Raw genomic sequence first — 17,858 nt, forward strand, 5'->3', positions numbered from 1 at the left:
ATGCCCGCGTCGCGGCTCGCGCTAGGACTGAGGAAACTGGACGAGCTCGGCTTCAAGCCCATCAAGCGTCCAGGCCCGGCGCGCTGTTTCGTCGGCGAGCTGCAGTGCGCCAAGGATTCGGTCAAGGTTAGGTTCGAGATCTCGGACTGGGAGTTCACCACCTACCCGACGCTCGTCATCCTCGAACGCCCGCCGTTCCTGCCCGCGCTGACCCCGCACGTTTCCGGCGACGGCTACCAGTGCTATTTCGTGCAGGGTCGGGTCGTACTCGACCGGTACCGGCCGGACCACGCGATCTGGCAGTGCGTCGAACAGGCGCGGAAGGAACTCGACCACCTCAGCGCGAACCCCAAGTACCGCGAGCGGGAATTCGAGCAGGAGTTTGGTGCCCACTGGGCGATCGGCCAAAAGCCCCACCCCATTCCTGTGCTGCTCGCCGATGTCGCCGGCGCCGGCGACGGTGCTGTGCCCTGTTTCGGGATCGGCGTCGACGACGGGGTCTACATCATCGCCGCGAGTGATGAAACGCAGGTCAAGGCGTTGGCCGAGGCGCGCGGCTGGCCCACGCCCAAACTCAAGAAGATCGGCACCTACATCGTCCGCAGCCCCAAGTCACCGACGTTGCCGAGCGAACAACTGCCCGCAACGATCGCCGAGGCCTTCGCCTGGATCAAGGCGTGGGATCCGGACGCCATGAAGCGGATTCATGCCGTGCTCGGCCAACGCGAATGGCTGGGCTTCAAGGCCATCCAGTTCCTGATCGACACTCCGGCCGGCTGGTTCGGATTCTTCTTCGATCTGAATCCAAGACGTGCGCTGATGCACAAGCGCAAGCCCTCCGGCTATCGGCAGCACCTGTACAACAAGGGAAACGAGCTTCCGATCATCCGAGTCAGCGTCAGCCAGATCAGCCCGGATTTCATCCATAGCCGCAACTTGCAGTTTCCGTCGTTGAAGGACCGCAGGATCACCTTGATCGGCTGCGGCGCCATCGGCGGATACCTCGCGCAGGCGCTGGTGAAGCTCGGTGCCGGATCCGGCACCGGCTCGTTGACGCTGATCGACCCCGATCTCCTCGCGCCGGGCAACTTGGGCAGGCACTTCCTCGGCATGGACAGCCTATACAAGTCCAAGGCGGTCGCGCTGCAAGAAGTGCTGACCCGGCAGTTTCCCCACGCCAAGATCGTAGCCGAGGCGCGCAGCGCGGCCTACCCTTCCGACATCACCGGCGATCTCGTCATCGACGCGACCGGCGAGGAAGCAGTCAGCGAAGCGATCAATGCGAATCGCCGTACCAAATCCCGCGCCGAAGGTGTACCTGTTTTGCACACATGGATCGTCGGCAACGGCGAGTGCGTCCAGGGCCTGTGGGTCGATCAGAAAAAGTATGCGTGTTTCCGTTGTATGCGGCGGAACGACACTGCGCGAACTCCGCGATTCCCTGTCATCGATCATGACCCGGAGACGAGGATCGTCGGCTGCAGCGCCTATACCCCCTATGCCGTCTCGGCGCCGATGTCCGCATCCGCGCTCGCCATCGACATGATCATCGACTGGCTCAAGGGCGATGTCTCGCCGCGATTTCGAACACGCTGCGTAGAGGGCGCCGACATCCGGAAGACCAAGAACCAGAACGTCTCGCCACTCGAGGGATGCCCAGGATGCTCAGCCCCCTCGTCCTGAGGCGACCCGACGACGACGGCTTCGTCCTGGTCGAAGAGCAGGTGCTCCAGGTATTCGTCCGGCATCGGCAACTCCACCAGGACGCGTGCGAATCCGGCGGCATCCTGCTGGGGTATCGGCGCGGCTCCCACCTGCACGTGACCGAGGCCACCGCGTCGCTGGATTCCGACCAGACAAGCAGGACCCGCTTCTTTCGTTCCGCCACGCCACATCAACAGGCCGCCCTTGCGCGATGGCGCGAGAGCGGAGGAACCATGGACTACCTAGGCGAGTGGCATACCCATCCGGAGAACAACCCATCGCCGTCAACGATCGATATGCGTAGCTGGCAGCACATCTGCAGCATGCGCAAGGCACCAATGGTGTTCGTGATTGCAGGTATCCAGGATCGACTTTGGATCGGCCTCGGCATCTCAACCGGGCTGCATTCGATACCCGAACTGACGTAATGGCGGGCGCCGCCGTGATTGCCGGCATGTTCTCCAATCTTCTGGCGTCGACAGGCCTCCCCGGGCCCATGTAATCTCGACCGATGAATGAGTTGCGCCCGGACGAAATCTTCGACCTGCTTGGGCAGGTGCGTTCGCATGCGACGCACGCATTCTCCGGCCTTGGTCTGATCTTCTATTCCTCGCTAGCCGACCTTCCTATCGTGGCGCTCGGCGATCAAACGCTATTTCCGCAGACGCTACCTGTCTCTGATCGACAGACGCTGGTGTCTATGCTGGCGGAGATATCAACGTTCATCTCGCCGTGGCACGACGGGTTTCACCTCATTGATGCCAACTCGTTTGCGCTGACGCATATCTCGCAGTTCCTGTCACCACCAGTGGAATGCCTTCACCACTCGAATTCTCGAGGGTTGCCGGTTGGCGCAAGGCACATGGCGGCGATGGCGGGTTCCAGGATTGCATCGGTTTCCTATACCGCCCTGCTGAGCAACAAGTGCGCACCCGCCGTGTTTCAGCGTGGGCGCTCGCTGGGTCGAGAGGTGCAAGCCTAATGGCAAGCCTGACGTTGACCGGCGTGGAATTGTCGCGATTAACGAAGGTATTTGCCGTGACCACGCTGGTGCTGACCGCGGGCATCTCGTTGTTTCGATGGGGACTACTCGACCATCCTCTCGGTCAGGCGGTTCTGCAGTCAGTCTTCCTCGCCATCACTTTGACCGGCCTATTGTTTGCAGGCTTCTACAAATTCGGATGGCGACTTGGACCGTTGGCGAGCTGGATGGGTCGGCCAGACCTTCGTGGCGTCTGGCTCGGTCACCTTGCGTCGAGCTACTTTAAGGATGGGCAACCAATCCCGATCGTGTTCGTCATCCGCCAGACCTATCTGGATATCTCAATCTGCAGCTACACGGAGAAACAGCGAGGCCAATCGACCTTCGAGGCGCTGATCCAGAATGACCGCCACGCAATCACCGTATTGGCCTATATCTACGAACTACAGAGGCACTACGCGGGTGCGCAAGAACGGGTCAAAGGGACTGGAGAAGTCGAACTTCTGGGCGGCGACAGGCTGCGGGGCTTCTATTGGACCAACTCTCCCACACATGGGTCGATCTGCCTGCAACGTAAGTCGACTCAATGTGAAGGCATCCATGAATTCGAGGATGCAGTGCAGAAATGGCCGATTTCGGATTGGCCGATATCAGGATTTTGATTGAGCCGGCAATTTTCCACCTTCTGAGGTGGTCTGCGACTGTATGTATGTCCGCTTCGAGTCGAAAGCACTCATGACCAACTCCCTGCTCGGGAGTTGGTCATGAGGTATTCCTTGTGCGTCGTTGCTGTTCTACATCAGTCTCAGCGGGGGCCTGCCAAGGCAACGGCATCAGCGCCAGCCGCAAAGTGCAGACGGTCGGATCGATCATTCGCGGCCCCGAAGATGGCAACTGCCACATCCTGCGGATAGGTAATCGCCTCCGGCTTGGCGAACGCCTCGAAGACCGGCCCTGCAAACCCGGCATAGGTCTCGGGGATCAGGCCGTTCATACGCTCCGCCCCGTTTTCCGTGAATCGTGTCGATGGGCCATATCCCGGTTCGACCAGTTTCACCTGTACCCCGAAGTGACCCAACTCATGCGCCAGGGATCCGGTGAAACCCTCGATCGCGGTTTTGCTTGCGGTGTACGCCGCGGCCAGCGGCATGCTGGCCAAGGTGACACTCGAGGTGACATTCACGATCGTGCCCGCCCGGCGCTCGCGCATCTGCGGAATCACGGCCTGCACCATCGCCATCGTGCCGAATGTGTTGGTCTCGAATACCTCGCGCACCGCTTGCATCGACGTGGCCTCGAAGGCACCGACGACGCCGATGCCTGCATTGTTGACGAGAACGTCGATCTGGCCGGCCTCGGCTATGGCGTGCGCGATGCTTTCGGCATTGGTGACATCCAGCGTGACCAGTTTGATGCGGTCGGATGCGGGCAGGAGGTCGTGATTCGGGCGACGCATGGTGGCGACGACATTCCACCCGCGATCATGGAAGTAGCGGGCGGTTTCGAGCCCGTAGCCGGAGGAACAACCTGTGATCAGGACCGTCTTCATTGCGGTAACTCCGTGGTGATGGGTGCGACCACGATAGGTATGCAGCGAAGGACTATCGATGCCGTATAGTCCATAAAACATTGGCTATCGTCCTGAAATGACTGACCCTCTAGCTGAATTCATCACCCTGCTTCGACCCGCCAAGGTCATGGGCAAGAGCATCTCCGGCGCCGGGCCATGGGGCGTTCGCTATGCGCCGTTCGGGCACCCCGGCTTTTGCGTGGTGACCGACGGTGCATGCTTGCTGCATGTCGATGGCGCTGACCCTCTGCGCCTGGAGGCAGGCGATTTCGTGTTCCTGCCTGCGACGCCGGGATTCGTCCTGTCGGGATTCGAGTCCGTCGAGCCGCAGCACATCGATCCCGCCTCCATCGCGGACCAAAGCCATGAAGTACGTCATGGCTCCCTCGAGGGGGAACCGGACGTGCGCATGCTGGGCGGCTATTTCGTGTTCGATTCGCCGGATACGACGCTGCTGGTAACGCTGCTCCCACCGGTCATCCACGTCCGGGGTGAGGGCCGCTTCGGCGTGCTGGTACGCCTCGTGCGCGAGGAGGCCATGCAAACGAAGTCGGGGCGCGACCTCATCCTGACTCGATTGGTCGAAGTCCTGCTCATCGAAGCCTTGCGGGCTGCACCGGGCGACACGGCACCAGCGGGCCTACTACGCGGCTTGGCGGACGAGCGCTTGGCTCTGTCAATCCGGGAGATGCATCGCGATCCGTCGCGTGCGTGGACGGTGGAGCAACTGGCCAAGGTCGCGGCCCTTTCAAGGTCCGCCTACTTCCAACGCTTCAACCGTGCGGTAGGCATGCCGCCGATGGAGTACCTCCTTGCTTGGCGCATGGCGATCGCGAAGGACATCCTCGATCGCCAGGATCTCGTAATCGAGAAGGTGGCCGAGCGCGTCGGCTATTCCTCGGCGAGCACGTTCAGTACTGCATTCACCCGCTACGTGGGTCGATCCCCGAGTGGCTATGCCCGAGAGAGGCGCGAAGTACGCGCACGCGTAGCCTGATGTCCGCTTCGGGTCGCATCAGGACTAATCTTCTAGCGGGCGTGGTGAACAAATTCCCCAGATCGAGCGAAGTCCAATCCGCTCCATCGCCTTCAGGGAAAATGCTTATCCATGACCGCGGAGCCTTCTGATATTGCCTCGCGAGCAATAAGGCCATCCTTCTTCTTGCCAGCAACGCGCGGCGTCGATGGTGGGTTCCCATCCCGCGTGGCCCCGTAGGCAAGTGCCAAACCTCGCGTCGACGGGGGCGGCAGGTACGGGGCAGGCTGGCGCCATTAGGACTTTTCCTATCCGACCTTGACACCTTGCCTGATACCTCTCAGCTGCGGCCGAGCGCACTCTGACTCTGCCAGCAACGTGATCGAGGCACCGGGCCGCAGGCTTCACCCCTGTTCCTGAGGTCACTCAGTGCCAGGCGCGGGCCGCAGGATGCGGCTGCTGGCTCCTCCTTGAATCGGAGCCGTTTTGATGACCTCAGACGAATACCTCGATGCCTTGCGGGCTGCAGCGCACGCCGGTGATCGCAAGCGGCTGCATTCCTCGATCGCTATGCCTCGCGCCTGGTCGAACTGCCGTCTCTCTCCTCAAAAATCTGCAGAGGCTGAGATCGCACATCAAACTCTGCTGATGGTAATTAATTACCCTGAAACTCTTACAGACCAAGGTGTCTGATTATCGTATGCACCTTTATTAGGTAACACCGAGAGGTGCAAATGCTGAGTGTGTGGATTACGACCTGTATAGGCACGCCATTCCCACGCACCTTTTCCTTGTATTGGGTAAGAGCAGCAAATTCTTCGGTTCCAAATTATGTATTTGATTCTCGAATCCTTGTTTGCTTGCAATGAATTAGCTATCGCTTCGCAGTCGCAGCCGCTCCTCGGATCGTGCGTGATGTCGAAAGCCGTAACGACTCCACCAACCCCATCATCGTCATCAATCCATGGATTGTGATCTGAGTTGGTTTGGCAGTGGGCCTGATCTCCTATGAACCCATCTTCTTGTGTGTGTCGTTTAGGTGCCAACGTGTCCACTTGATTACGCAGAACCTCCAAGCTCAAAGCTTTGCGCCACTTACGCCCGCACCCATTACCAATGCTTAATGCATCCAATTCTGGGAATTCATTTGCAGCCTCCTCGTCGTCGCCTGCGTTTGCAACCGGCTGCAGCTCATTTTCGTTATCTGATGTCATATCGTTCTCCTAGAAGGTCGCTGAACATTTGGCGAGCTCCGCATTCACCTTTTCACGCTCTTCTTCCGCAGTTGTTACGCGTAAGTTTCCTTTTGCATCTTTAGGTTCAGGCACTGTCATCAATTTCTTTATTGCATCTTGAATCTTGGTCAAGTCCGGACTAGCCAGCTGCACGTTCGCTTGAAGCTGCCGGAGCCGGCCACGTATTTCGTCGATTCGCTCGTTAAGAACCAAGTAATCGATTGATTCTGAATTTTTCGCTCCGCTTACAACTATGACTCGGCGAAGACAGAGCATCGCATCCGACGCCTTCTCGTAGTTTGTCGCCTGCACGGCATACTGATACCGCTGGGATGAAGCACTGCCACCACCATTAAGCAATGCGCCAACAATTGCAGTTTGTGGGGACTTCGTCAGACCACCTACAATGCCAAGAGCTCCGCCGGCATATGACGCATCAGATGCCCAATAATCGGCAGAGTGCAATTTTTCTGCCGCTTCAAGATAGGTGTTGGAATACGCCTTGAGAGTGCTAAGTGCCTCATTGAGCGTCGTAGGTGGATTCAATCCGCTGAGCTTTAGATTTTCCTTTTCCATTGATGCTTCTGCCAACGGCAAAGGACGCATTGTTTGACACCCTGCCAAGCAGATCAGCAGCACACCTAGACTTGAGCATTTGACTTGTCGATTCATGTGCGCTCCCCCTTGGCAGACGATCACAAGACCGCGGCGCTTCTCAAGGACTTCGCCGCGCACCTGATCGCGTTATCGTCCCTACCCGCTTACTCCAATTCCAAGTCCGTTCACCCGGCCAACTGGTGGACAAAGCTTGAACACTCTTTCATGCTTTGGTTCGTTCGAAAGCGAGACGAGTGCTTGGAAACTTTCCTAGACGCATGGACAGCGATTAACTAGCGAACGATCAAGCGCCTGTCGAATAGTAGGTAACGACAATCACGCCGTTGGCTCCCGCTCCTGCCGTTCTACCCGCGCCAGAGCGCGCACCACCACCACCCGCACCATAGTTGCCGCCATCTCCGCCCGAGGCGGTTGTGCTTGCGCCACCTCCGCCACCAGCGCCAGCGGTTGTCGGAACGCCACCAACTGTTATTCCGGACCATTCCCCGCCATTGCCGCCAGCAGATCCGGTTGCGCCTCCTGCCCCGCCTGATCCGGCATCCCCTTGACCGCCGTTGGCAAAGCTTCCTGCCGCACCCGAGCCATTGGGGCCTGGGGCACCCGATCCGCCACCCGCCGTGCCACCTGCCGTACCAGCAGTGACGACATCGCCGGAACTGGTATCAGATGAGCCTGCACCTTTGCCCAGCACCACCACGGAGCCTGGAGTGGTAAAGGAAGTGCTGGTGCCATTCAGCGCCGAAGTCTGTGTACCCCGTGCACCTCCTACGCCCAGTTGTATCGTGACCGTATCGCCTGGCGTGAGCGGGACGGAATCGCGTCTCGCATAGTCTCCAGAACCGCCTCCATTGCTGCCCAAGGCGATCCAGCCGGACTGACCGGCGCCAATGCATTCGACCTTTGCAGCGACGCAGTCCATGGGAACGGTCCATGTGCTGCCGCTGGTGATCACGATCGTTGTCGGCAGGGGATCAAAATCAAACACGAGAGCTCCGTCGCCGCCAGCGCCCGCGGTCAAAGCGGGAGAAGCTGATGCGGTACCCCCGCCCCCACCTCCGGCAAAACCTCCCGTGCCGCCATCATCCGATGTTAGGGCCGTACCTGCGGAGCCTCCCGCGCCGGCACCAGCGGTGTTGAACTCAGCGCCGTATTGACCGTTATCGCCAACCTTCTCGCCATCGGGTCCGCCGTAAATCACACCGCCCGCAACATCGCCTGCTGCGCCGTAAAGGCTGCTGCTGGCATTGCCTGCGCCATGCGGCCCGGCCGCCCCACTTCCGCCGGCGTTTGATTGCGCGCCTCCCGCATGCGTTGTGTCGCCAACACTGGTGGTTCGCGAGGGAGCAGCGCCTGCTGCCAAGAGAAACCCAGTGTTATCGAACCAGGTATCGGTTCCTGAATTTGCGGTAGAGCTCGTTGTCGCCGCTCCGCCTTGACCGACATTGATGCTGATGCTCGCGCCTGGGGTGAGCGACACGTTGACTTTATTTGCATAGTCCGCGCCGCCACCGCCGTTGTTGCTGGTTCCGACAAACCCCGATTGACCACCCCCGAAGGCATGGATGGTGTTATCAGACGAGTTCCAGTCGCTTGGTACCGTGAAGTTGGATCCGCCGACGATAACGTGACGCGGCCTTCCGCTGTTAAAGGCTTCGCGAATGGCTTGGCCCGTACGTATCGACACCAAACCGAGCTCGCCGAAAGCGATCGCGGTATAGCGCGCCACGATCATGTACAACGAGCGATCCGGCCACAGGTAGGGATAGAACCCGAAGGACCCGCCGCTGCTGTATCCGCCGTCGGGCTCGACCCAACACCCTGCTGCCGAGTAACCCCAGTTCTCGTTGCTGGGTGCTGGCGATGCCACCCCGGAACCGGAGGCCGTGATCGTATGCGCGCCCAGGTGCGATGCCATTTTCAACGCGGGAGATGCCCCACACAGACCCATCATGACCGCGCGGTACGCGATGACATTTCCAGTGACCCCGCCTGCCATCAACGGCTGGGTGAACGACATCACGTCGGTACCAGAAAGGCCGAATGTCGTGTTGTATTCCGCCGCCAAGGCGCTGTAGTTCATGCCGGGAATATTCGGCGCGGGCGAGTTCCAGCACCCGGTGTTGTTGTTGGCATGGTTCTGGAAGTGCCCCGCATCGTAATGGAACGTACCGTCGTCGGCGGACGTATAGGTCCCGTACGGTGGCGTATTACTCGTGATGCAGTGATGCACTGTTTCCAGGTGAGCGCACCCTCCCGTCATGGTGTCGTAGCCGCTCGACATGTTCAGATACGGCCAGTCGGTAGTTGACAGCACTGATTCGAGTTGCTCCCAGACGTACGCCTGGTACAACATCTTCGATGCCGAGGCATAAGGGCCCGAAGTGGTCTCATCCACCGGATTGCCGGTGAACGGATCCGTCCCGACACTCCCCCAATACAATCGCCCGGTTTCATCGCCGATTTCCCAATAGAACCCGGGGACCGGGTCGGAATTTGCCGTTCTGATCGCGGCGGCAATCTGTTGATTGATCGTAGGCATACTGATTCTCCCGAGGCTATTGAACGCTTAGGGAAGATCGACGCGCTATGCGTCCTGTAGACCACATCTCTTCAGGCTTCGCATCTCAATCCCTTAAAGCCTGCAACGAACAGCCTATGTGGGAGCGGCCAAAGCTTGGGCAACTTGTGCAAAATTACCTAAATCACCATAACCCAGGGAAGACGTTTTGGGACCGACAGTGGAACCAAGAGGCTCAACGCTGGCCGGCACACGCGCATCGCACTCTTCCACGCCTCACATAAGTTGACCGAGCGCTACCCGGAACTTCAAGTCGATCTGTTGAAAGCGTATGACCCAGCTTTACAGCAAGCGATCATCGATAAGAGATTTGTAATGGGTATCGCTGCGCTCAACCCATCCTACCTTGCTCAGCTCAACCTATCGTGCTCCAGAATGCTGGCTAGCGGCAGCGACTTACACAAAAGACGTAAACGTAAACTGTTAGCGCTGAACACAGGAAGTTACGGTCACCAGCCCTTTAAGCTTCCTGTACAACCCGCAGTGCGGCCTTTAACGTGCCTTATTCGAATTTCCAACACAGATTTTCGATGCATTTGAAGCGGCGACAACAACGAGCTGGCTATGTTTACGTTGCCGTATTTCAACGTACACGCCATAACACCCATCTCCAAGGCCGTAATACTCCCTTAACTCCTGCAGCGAAAGCGTAAATCCGCTCATTTCCCCTGGGATAATGGATATATCTGGCACTGATGGCATTCGATCTGCGTCATCTATCGGTCGATAGCGGCATGTTTTGCAGAGAAGGCCGTTATCTGCATAAAACACAAAATTGATTTCATGTCCTAAAGAAAATCTATCTGGCCGACTAGAAAATGGAAGGTCTTTCAACGATTGATTAACAATATAGAAGTCAACCCAACCGTCTCTAGCATTCAAGACATACCTGGCACGGCCTGCACGGTTCTCAGCATTTGCATGTCCCATGATTGCGATAGTCAGAAAAATTGATGCTCCTATTTTTAAAATTCTTGACATGCTAATGCCTCCGATCCACAGCCATTGTTCCACACATGTAAGGCATCACGGAAATTATCAATTTCCTGCTGCCAACCACCCAGTTGTCCACGTCTAAAGTAGTCCGACGCCTTCCAGAAATTCTCTCTGGAGGCTTGGTATTTGTACGCCGCAAACTCACGGTGCCCTTTCTCTCTTGCTCCGTAAGATGGGCCAAATTTAATATATGAATACAGGTGTACAACCTCATGGTCAATGATCGACGAAAGGCCGTAATAGCCGTGGGTAAAGGCTGATCGGAAATAAGTGGTCTTACCAGCTACCGTTATTGCAGATACTGAAGGATCTGGACGACCGAGTTTATTCCTAAAATCATCATTCACCGCAACCATTCTGTCGGCAACATTGCCATACCCTAAATTAGTGGCAATAGTTTGTACCGCGCCTGTCCATGAGTCTGGATCAAGCAACTGACTGCGTAAGGCTTCTGGTGCATCTGCGAATGAAAGGGTTTCTGGAGATTCTCTTGATTGCAAGGCATCTTCCTGTCCAGCCATCGCCCCCTGAATCGCTCCGCTGATCGCACCATTGGCAAACTTCCCGCCGGTCACTTCGGAAATCGTCCCGCCAATCAGTGCGCCCAGCATGATGCGCCCGCCGCGGTTGCTCGCTACATTGCCCAAGTGCGGCATCACCGCGGCGGTGAGTCCGGCTGCAATAAATCCATTGCCGAAATTCCCGCCTTGCAGGCTTTCCGAGATGCCGCCCGCCATGGCCTGCGCGAAGACCTGATAGTTTTGAGGAACCCAACTCGCGATCCCGAACGTGAGTGCGGCTCCAAAGGCGGATAACAATCCACCCTTGAAACTTTGCGTTGCAATGGCCCCCGAGAGGAACGCCGCTGAGACGGTAATTGCGAACACCTGCGTGGAAGTCAGCGTTGCAAACCACCCGATCGATGCACCTCCGGTCCAGACCGCTGCCACAATCGCAACGATCGCCGCCGCCCACATTCGCTCCGTCGTCCCGATCATCCCGGTCGGATCGGTATAGGTCAGTGGGTTGTTGAATGCGTAGCTATAAGCATTCCAGCTTTGTGCGTTGTCCGGTGCCTGGATTACCGGATCGGGCTGAATGAATCGCCCCTGCGCGGGGTCGTACAACCGCGCATTGAAGTGCATCAGCCCCAGGTTGCCGTCGATGTGCTCCTGCCCGGTGAACCCGCGCGTGGTCAGCGTCGGCACTTGGCCGCCGCTCGCCTGCGTATCCCAATCCCGACGCCCGCCGAAGGCGGCATAGTCGAGGTTGTTGACCGGCGTGCCGGTGGCATTGGTGATGCGCACCAGGTTGCCCAACTGGTCGTGGAACAGATAGTTCTCGGTCGCCACGTTGCTGACGATGGTCTGCAGGTACTCCCCAGCCAGCGTGCGGCGGAACGTGTTCACACCGCCCTCGATCACGATCTCCACATTGCCCAGATACAGCGTCTTCTTGCTGCCATCGATGCGCTTGTAGCGCGCCCCGTCCGAGCCGTACCAGAACTTGACCGTCGTGCCCGAGCCCGGCGCCGCCTCGTAGGCATGGTTATCCAGGCTGTACTTGATGGTGCGGTCGTAAGTGGCCGAGGGCGCATCCTTTGTGATCTGGTTACCGCTGGGGTCGTAGCCGTAATAGACCGTGGTGCCTCCGGAATCGCTCTGCACCAACTGGTGCGCACCATAGGTGTTGGCACTGCCATTGCCATAGGCGCTGTTCTTGTCGTCGCCCAGTCCACAGCCCGAGCGCCCCAGATAGGTGAACTCCGCGGTCTGTAGCATCGAGCCCGAACGCCGGCAGACATTGCCCAGCGCGTCGTACTCGAAGGATTGGGTAACGGTGCTGACGGGGAGCCCGTCCTGCACCAGCAGCCGCGCTTCCTTCAGCCGGTTCAACCCATCGTAGGCGTAGGTCTCCGCATAGCGGTTACCGTTCGACATCGCCTGGGTGATCAGGTTGCCGGCCTGATCCCAGTTGTAGCCGGCATCGAAGAGCTTGCAATCGCCGTGCGAGTCGCGTGCACCGGCGCAGATCGTGGCGATGCGGCCGGTCTCCGGGCTGTAGGTCCGGACAACATCCATAGCCGCGGTATTGCCGCGGCGCTCCCAGACCGCATGTCCCCATGCATCGGTTTCCAGGGTCGTGAAGACGCTGTTGCTCGGATCGCAATTGAGGCCGGCATCGGCCGCCGTGCTCTTGCACACCACATCGGCCATGCCACGGTCGTTGTAATGGGTTTTCGACCATCTCCCAGAAGCGTCCATGACTTTCGTTGGACGTCCATACGTATCGTATGTAACGGCAGTATCAAAGGTGCTGTTATCCAGTCCCGTAGTCGTGCCCGATGGCCGTCCCAACGAATCGTAGGTATAGGTTCTGGAGAACGCCAGGTTGTTGCCCGGGCCGGGTGTCCAACCTGTGTAGGTACCCGTGATGGTCTCAAAGGCGAGTTGCCCCAGGCCGTTGGTCGTCGTGTCATAGGTAAACGTGGCCGTCGACTCGACCGCGCCATCGGGCACCAATGCCGTCCGCTTCCAGACCCGCCCGCGTGCATCGATCAGGTTCTCGATACGGGCATCGCCCTCATGCTGCTGCCAGATGAGTTCGCCCAATGCGTTGTAGCCGAACTGGGTGGTTCCGGTGTCGGGGTCGTTCTGCAGGATTTTCCGGCCCAGTACATCGAACTGGAAGGTGTTCAGCACCGCGCCGCGACCAGCATTGCGGGAGACGCTGGAATTGCTGCCATCGGCGAGATACCCGTAGGTGGTCACCAGCCCGGCGGCATCGGTGACCGAAATCAACTCGCCCAGGCCGTTGACGGTCTTGATCGTGGCGTTGGTGCGCGGATCGATCGTGGTGGTCGTGCGCCCCGAATAGGCGATGCCCACCGTCGCCGTACCGCCGTTGATGTCCGGACTCTGGATCTGAATCGGTCGACCGAGCACGTCGTAGGTGGTCGAACTCCACAACACACCGGTTGCGTTGCAAGCACTGGCCAGGCCGATGGGTCCGTTGCCGCCCGCCACGCCCGGCAAGAAAAACGGATTGGAGATCCGGGCGGTCTTGCCCGTAGGTGTATAGGTCGTGCACACCGCGGACAAATCCTTGTCCGGATCATCGATATTGAAGGTCTCCGAGACCTTCATTACCGGTCGCCCGAGGAGGTCGAAGTAGGTCCAGACCGTCGGCGCACTATCGGCCTTCTGTTCCTGCCGGAACCGGGCCCCGGTCGGGCAGCCGACATCGCCGCAATTGCGGTACTTGGTGTAGGTTCTGACACCGCTCATCGGATCGCCCGGTGTGCTCCCCGGGACGGTCTCTGTCCAAGTGTAATAAGGTCGCCCGAATCCGCCGGTGACCGCGACGGTATCCACGCCGTTGACATCGAAGGCTTGGGTCACGTCGCCGAACATGTTCCGGGAGACCACGGTCTGCGTGGTCTTTTCGACCACGCCGCTCCCGGTGCCGCCATTCCAGAACGGCGCCACGGTGGTCTTCGGATAACGCCCAATGGAGTCGTAGGCCGTGCGGGTGAATCGGTTGACCGTGGTCAACGAGGAGGGCTGGAAGACGACGCCCGTGGTATCGCCACATGTCGTGACGTCGATGCTGCAAGCACTTTCGAGCGTCCGGTTCCCGTATTCGTCGAGCACATAGACCCGCTTGAGGTCGACGTTCGCAGGATTCACCGTTTCGCCGTACTGGCTACGTTCCCGCAGCAATTGCCCCGTGGTCGCGTCGTAGGCAAAGGCTGTCGTCCGTACGACATCCGTCTGGCCCGGCCGTGAGTGCCTCACCGTGGAATATTGAAGCCTTGCCAGAAACCATGCCGAGGGCGTATCCGAATAGGTGTTTTCGGTCGTGGTGGTTGCCGTAGCCGAGGTCGATGTCCCGGTATAGGTATCGACGACCGTCGTGTCGACATTGCCATACGCCTCATACGTGAATGTCGTGCTGACCTTGCTCGTAGTGGCGCCCGAATAGGGATCGCGCAACAACTCGTCCGTACCACTGGTCCGGACATGGATCGGCGCTTGAACCGTAGCGGCGAAATCGGTGAGCCCTACGCTCGCAAGGTCTGTATCGGCCTCCCAGTATTGCGTGTTGTCGGAGAACCAGTTGCCTGCTGGTGTCGGAAAGGTTGTTGCGCCATAAGTATAAAAACAGGTATCGCTGATCGTCTGCGTGAGGCAAGCCGGGATCACATAGGTGCCAGAGGTCACGGCTCGCTTGATCGTGCGCGCGGGCATGCCGACAAGCGGGAACTTCTGGTTGTAGATCGTCTGCGTGGTGACGTAGCCTTCGGCCTCATTAGGGTCGATGGTCACGATTTCGCGAAAGCCCAGGAAACCACGCCCGCCGGCCTGCATTTTGGCACCGGCGTAGCGGTAGAACAGCTTGGCCACGCCATTGGGATTGCCATCGCTCGGCGCGCTACTCGCCGCACGGGCGACGACATAGCTCGGCATCAGCAGATCCGTCACCGCCGCGCCTCGTCCCGCATCGATCGAATTGCGCGATCCGGTATCGCGCAAGTACACGGCATTGTTGGTCAACGCCGCATATGTCAGTGTCGTCGTAGCACCCAAGCCATTGGTGATGCCGGTGATGACATCGCGCGGTAAGTATCGGTAGTTCGGCCGGGAGATGTAGACGTCCGCATTGTCGTCCATCTTGATGGACATGAAATCGAGGTTTCCATCGCCATCCAGGTCGGTGAATATCGGCACCTTCTTGTCGTTATCGCACTCTGGCCCTTCGCAAATCCTTGCATTCCCTCCACTCGGCAACCAAGCTTCCGCACCGAATCCACCGCCAGGCAGAGCTTGCAATGCCTTGTATGCCTTGTAAGAGCCCGTATTCGCGACATGCAGGATGTCAGTACGGCCATCGCCATTGACATCCGCGAATCTCACCTGGTCTTCATAGCCATCCAATGGCACTTGGACAGGTGAGAGCATCCCGATTCCGGTATTGACGTTGTACTGCCATTCGCTGGAGTCGGTCGGCCGCCAGAACACATCCGTCAATCCGTCGCCATTCACATCCGCCAGATTCACCGTGGATACCTGGGCGCCGAAATCGTAATAACCCTTGAGGGTGACGGAATCCGATGCCAACGCCGCGACCGTAAGGGCGTAGGTATGGATCTTCGTGACATCAGGCGGGCAGGCGCCGAGCGCTGGGGTGCCATTTCTCCGGCTAGCTTGCAATTGGGGCGTACAACCGCCGCCGGTGTAAGTTGCGAGATTGAAGATCTCGGCGATCAGATCGGATGCGGCATCGCCATTGAGGTCGGCCAACTGGACCTGGCCCGCCTTGGTGGTCAGTCCATTCAACCCGATGAGGCAGTCGTAATTGGTCTGCGTGCACTTGTCCAGGAACGCTGGAATGTTGCTGGTATCGACAAACAGCCTGCGCTCTGCACCCCAACCGAAGGAGCCACTCCCATCTCGCTCCATGAGCCGAGTCTTCATCCCGCTCAACGTCGGGTACACGATATCGGCCAAACCGTCGCCATTGAAATCGACGAGCTGCACCTGTTCGTTGCTTGCGGATTGCGAAGGAATGGCCGGCGAAAGCGACGCGATGAGGTTCGTACCTGAATCGAAATTCCAGTTACCAGACCGACCTTGAGACGGATACAGATACCACTGGCTCGTACCCCGGATGAACAGATCGTCACGACCGTCCCCGTTGTAATCGACCAGTTCCCAACTGCCCTCGATGCCGCCATCTTCGGCCGGTGTGCAGATCGGCGAGCCTTGAAGATAGCTCAGGGCGCCGGTTGCATCCTGCGTTGCGAACAGGACATAGACGTATTCCGTTGAGCAATACTCGCCGCTGCTCCCATCCTTGAGATAGACCACGTCCTGGCGACCGTCGCCATCGACGTCGCCCATCTTGAAGCCCTCGAACTTGCTCAGGCTTCCTGTCGGCCAATTGCTGGGGGATTCATTGGTCGCAAACCCGTAGTTGCCAGCGCTCCAACCGAAGGTCGTCTCGGGAAGGCAAACAGTTTTGTCGCTATTGGTGCACTCCTGGAAGCTGCTCAGCGTATCCAGGCCGCTTCCCGCGGAGCTCGCCGCGTAGGTCAACTGGTAATAGCGCGCCTGTTGCGTGCTCGGATCGCAGTTCGCCGTGCCGCCGATCGTACAAACTGTCACGCTGTCGAGGCGGCGACTTTGCGTCAGCATGCCACCAGAGGCGTAGCCTTTGCCCCATTGCGTCGTCGGGCGCGCGGAATAGTTGAATTTCAGCTTCGCGTATGGGGCTTTCGCACTTCCCGTCTGGCCGTTCAACACCGTTTTCCCGGTGTAGCGAACCTCGCTCAAAACCTGTTCACCGGTGCCTGTACCACCGGGGTTCTCGCTGTAGATGTAATCAATATAGTTGCCGGTCGAGTCCTGGAAGCGGGTCTGCGCCCAGGCCAAAGCAAAGTCCGCTTTATCCGAACGGGTACTGTTGAAATACCCGTCTGCGCGATTTCTTGTCGAATTGTTGTCGCGATCGCCATACCAGCTGGTTGAGCCGTCCTTGCGATTGACCGTGAAGAATGCAAATCCCGTATAGGGAGAACCAGGTGAATAACCGCACACGCGCTGGAAGGACTCGATTTCCGTACGAAACGATGTGACGATAAGTCCGGGTAGCGTCGGGCAAACCGATGCAGACGTGACTTGGATCAGCCGCTGACCATCCAGGCAATAGGCATCCGTGTCGGTGAAATTGACTGGGTTCGGAGACCCATCGGTGACGACGCCTCCACTGATGAAATCGCCTGCTTCGCGCGTCTTTCGACAGCGCGTGACGCTCGACAGGCCGCCGATGGACCAGCCCTTGCCGATCGGGCCATAACCGCCCTGGCTGGAGTAGTTGAGCGAGAGCTTGGGCGAGACGCCAGCGGTGCCGGGAACCGCGTAGAGGGGAATGGTGTAAGTCGCTGCGCCCGATTCGTCGACCCGGAACTCGGCGGCCGTGGCCGCGACAATATCCGAGGCATCCTCGGGCAAAACGGTCGTCCCGATCGCGCCACCGCCGGTGTCGGCCAGGACGTTCGAGATCAGTGCGCCGACTTGCAGCAGCACCAGGAACAGCACCGTGAGAAACAGAATCCCAGCGCCCCGCGGCGCACGCTCCACGACGTTCTCGTCCACGCGTTGTCCCCTCGCAGTCCCTGCGACAGGCCGCATTACCGG

11 protein-coding genes are annotated in these 17,858 nt (G+C 58.8%); 5 read left to right on the plus strand and 6 right to left on the minus strand.

Annotated elements, in window-relative coordinates; all coding sequences use genetic code 11:
• The 4 genes from FNZ56_RS04185 to FNZ56_RS04200 all read left to right on the plus strand — a co-directional run bounded on the left by FNZ56_RS04185 (position 1) and on the right by FNZ56_RS04200 (position 3,348).
• The gene (locus tag FNZ56_RS04185) at positions 1 to 1,683 is read left to right on the plus strand and encodes a ThiF family adenylyltransferase (protein WP_143878642.1); all 1,683 of its coding nucleotides are present in this window, start codon (positions 1 to 3) and stop codon (positions 1,681 to 1,683) included.
• Positions 1,662 to 2,132: a Mov34/MPN/PAD-1 family protein gene (locus FNZ56_RS04190; protein WP_185970788.1), complete on the plus strand. Its 471-nt coding sequence runs from the start codon at positions 1,662 to 1,664 to the stop codon at positions 2,130 to 2,132. Before FNZ56_RS04185 ends, FNZ56_RS04190 begins: the two co-directional genes overlap by 22 nt.
• Before the next feature lie 83 nt (positions 2,133 to 2,215).
• Positions 2,216 to 2,686 (plus strand): hypothetical protein, encoded by a 471-nt coding sequence (locus tag FNZ56_RS04195; protein WP_143878644.1) that lies wholly within the window; start codon positions 2,216 to 2,218, stop codon positions 2,684 to 2,686.
• A complete protein-coding gene (locus tag FNZ56_RS04200; RefSeq protein ID WP_143878645.1) occupies positions 2,686 to 3,348 on the plus strand; it encodes a Cap15 family cyclic dinucleotide receptor domain-containing protein in 663 nt (220 codons plus the stop codon). The genes FNZ56_RS04195 and FNZ56_RS04200 overlap by 1 nt, the downstream gene beginning before the upstream one ends.
• 143 nt (positions 3,349 to 3,491) lie before the next feature.
• On the opposite strand, the gene FNZ56_RS04205 is transcribed toward FNZ56_RS04200, so the two are convergent.
• The gene (locus tag FNZ56_RS04205) at positions 3,492 to 4,235 is read right to left on the minus strand and encodes an SDR family oxidoreductase (RefSeq protein ID WP_143878646.1); all 744 of its coding nucleotides are present in this window, start codon (positions 4,233 to 4,235) and stop codon (positions 3,492 to 3,494) included.
• A 97-nt stretch (positions 4,236 to 4,332) separates the two neighbouring features.
• On the opposite strand from FNZ56_RS04205, the gene FNZ56_RS04210 reads away from it, so the two are divergent.
• Positions 4,333 to 5,253: an AraC family transcriptional regulator gene (locus tag FNZ56_RS04210; RefSeq protein ID WP_143878647.1), complete on the plus strand. Its 921-nt coding sequence runs from the start codon at positions 4,333 to 4,335 to the stop codon at positions 5,251 to 5,253.
• 638 nt (positions 5,254 to 5,891) lie between these two features.
• Here FNZ56_RS04210 and FNZ56_RS04215 read toward each other — a convergent pair.
• The 5 genes from FNZ56_RS04215 to FNZ56_RS04235 form a co-directional block, all read right to left on the minus strand.
• On the minus strand, positions 5,892 to 6,446 hold the full coding sequence (locus tag FNZ56_RS04215) for a hypothetical protein (RefSeq protein ID WP_221933317.1): 555 nt from the start codon (positions 6,444 to 6,446) through the stop codon (positions 5,892 to 5,894).
• Positions 6,447 to 6,455: 9 nt separating this feature from the next.
• Positions 6,456 to 7,139: a hypothetical protein gene (locus tag FNZ56_RS04220; protein ID WP_143878648.1), complete on the minus strand. Its 684-nt coding sequence runs from the start codon at positions 7,137 to 7,139 to the stop codon at positions 6,456 to 6,458.
• A 229-nt stretch (positions 7,140 to 7,368) separates the two neighbouring features.
• On the minus strand, positions 7,369 to 9,624 hold the full coding sequence (locus tag FNZ56_RS12840) for a glycine-rich domain-containing protein (protein ID WP_185970840.1): 2,256 nt from the start codon (positions 9,622 to 9,624) through the stop codon (positions 7,369 to 7,371).
• 531 nt (positions 9,625 to 10,155) lie between these two features.
• A complete protein-coding gene (locus tag FNZ56_RS04230; protein WP_143878650.1) occupies positions 10,156 to 10,644 on the minus strand; it encodes a hypothetical protein in 489 nt (162 codons plus the stop codon).
• Positions 10,629 to 17,816, minus strand: a complete 7,188-nt coding sequence (locus tag FNZ56_RS04235) for an FG-GAP-like repeat-containing protein (protein WP_185970789.1) — start codon at positions 17,814 to 17,816, stop codon at positions 10,629 to 10,631. The genes FNZ56_RS04230 and FNZ56_RS04235 overlap by 16 nt, the downstream gene beginning before the upstream one ends.
• Positions 17,817 to 17,858 lie beyond the last annotated feature (42 nt).

The organism is Lysobacter lycopersici, from assembly GCF_007556775.1.
Lineage (GTDB): Bacteria > Pseudomonadota > Gammaproteobacteria > Xanthomonadales > Xanthomonadaceae > Pseudoluteimonas > Pseudoluteimonas lycopersici.

Excerpts from the sequence above, each read along its gene's own strand:
- FNZ56_RS04210 (WP_143878647.1), top strand. The coding sequence starts at position 4,333 with ATGACTGACCCTCTAGCTGAATTCATCACCCTGCTTCGACCCGCCAAG.
- FNZ56_RS04195 (WP_143878644.1), top strand. The coding sequence starts at position 2,216 with ATGAATGAGTTGCGCCCGGACGAAATCTTCGACCTGCTTGGGCAGGTG.
- FNZ56_RS04230 (WP_143878650.1), bottom strand. The coding sequence starts at position 10,644 with ATGTCAAGAATTTTAAAAATAGGAGCATCAATTTTTCTGACTATCGCA.
- FNZ56_RS04205 (WP_143878646.1), bottom strand. The coding sequence starts at position 4,235 with ATGAAGACGGTCCTGATCACAGGTTGTTCCTCCGGCTACGGGCTCGAA.
- FNZ56_RS04200 (WP_143878645.1), top strand. The coding sequence starts at position 2,686 with ATGGCAAGCCTGACGTTGACCGGCGTGGAATTGTCGCGATTAACGAAG.
- FNZ56_RS04185 (WP_143878642.1), top strand. The coding sequence starts at position 1 with ATGCCCGCGTCGCGGCTCGCGCTAGGACTGAGGAAACTGGACGAGCTC.
- FNZ56_RS04220 (WP_143878648.1), bottom strand. The coding sequence starts at position 7,139 with ATGAATCGACAAGTCAAATGCTCAAGTCTAGGTGTGCTGCTGATCTGC.
- FNZ56_RS04215 (WP_221933317.1), bottom strand. The coding sequence starts at position 6,446 with ATGACATCAGATAACGAAAATGAGCTGCAGCCGGTTGCAAACGCAGGC.
- FNZ56_RS04190 (WP_185970788.1), top strand. The coding sequence starts at position 1,662 with ATGCTCAGCCCCCTCGTCCTGAGGCGACCCGACGACGACGGCTTCGTC.
- FNZ56_RS12840 (WP_185970840.1), bottom strand. The coding sequence starts at position 9,624 with ATGCCTACGATCAATCAACAGATTGCCGCCGCGATCAGAACGGCAAAT.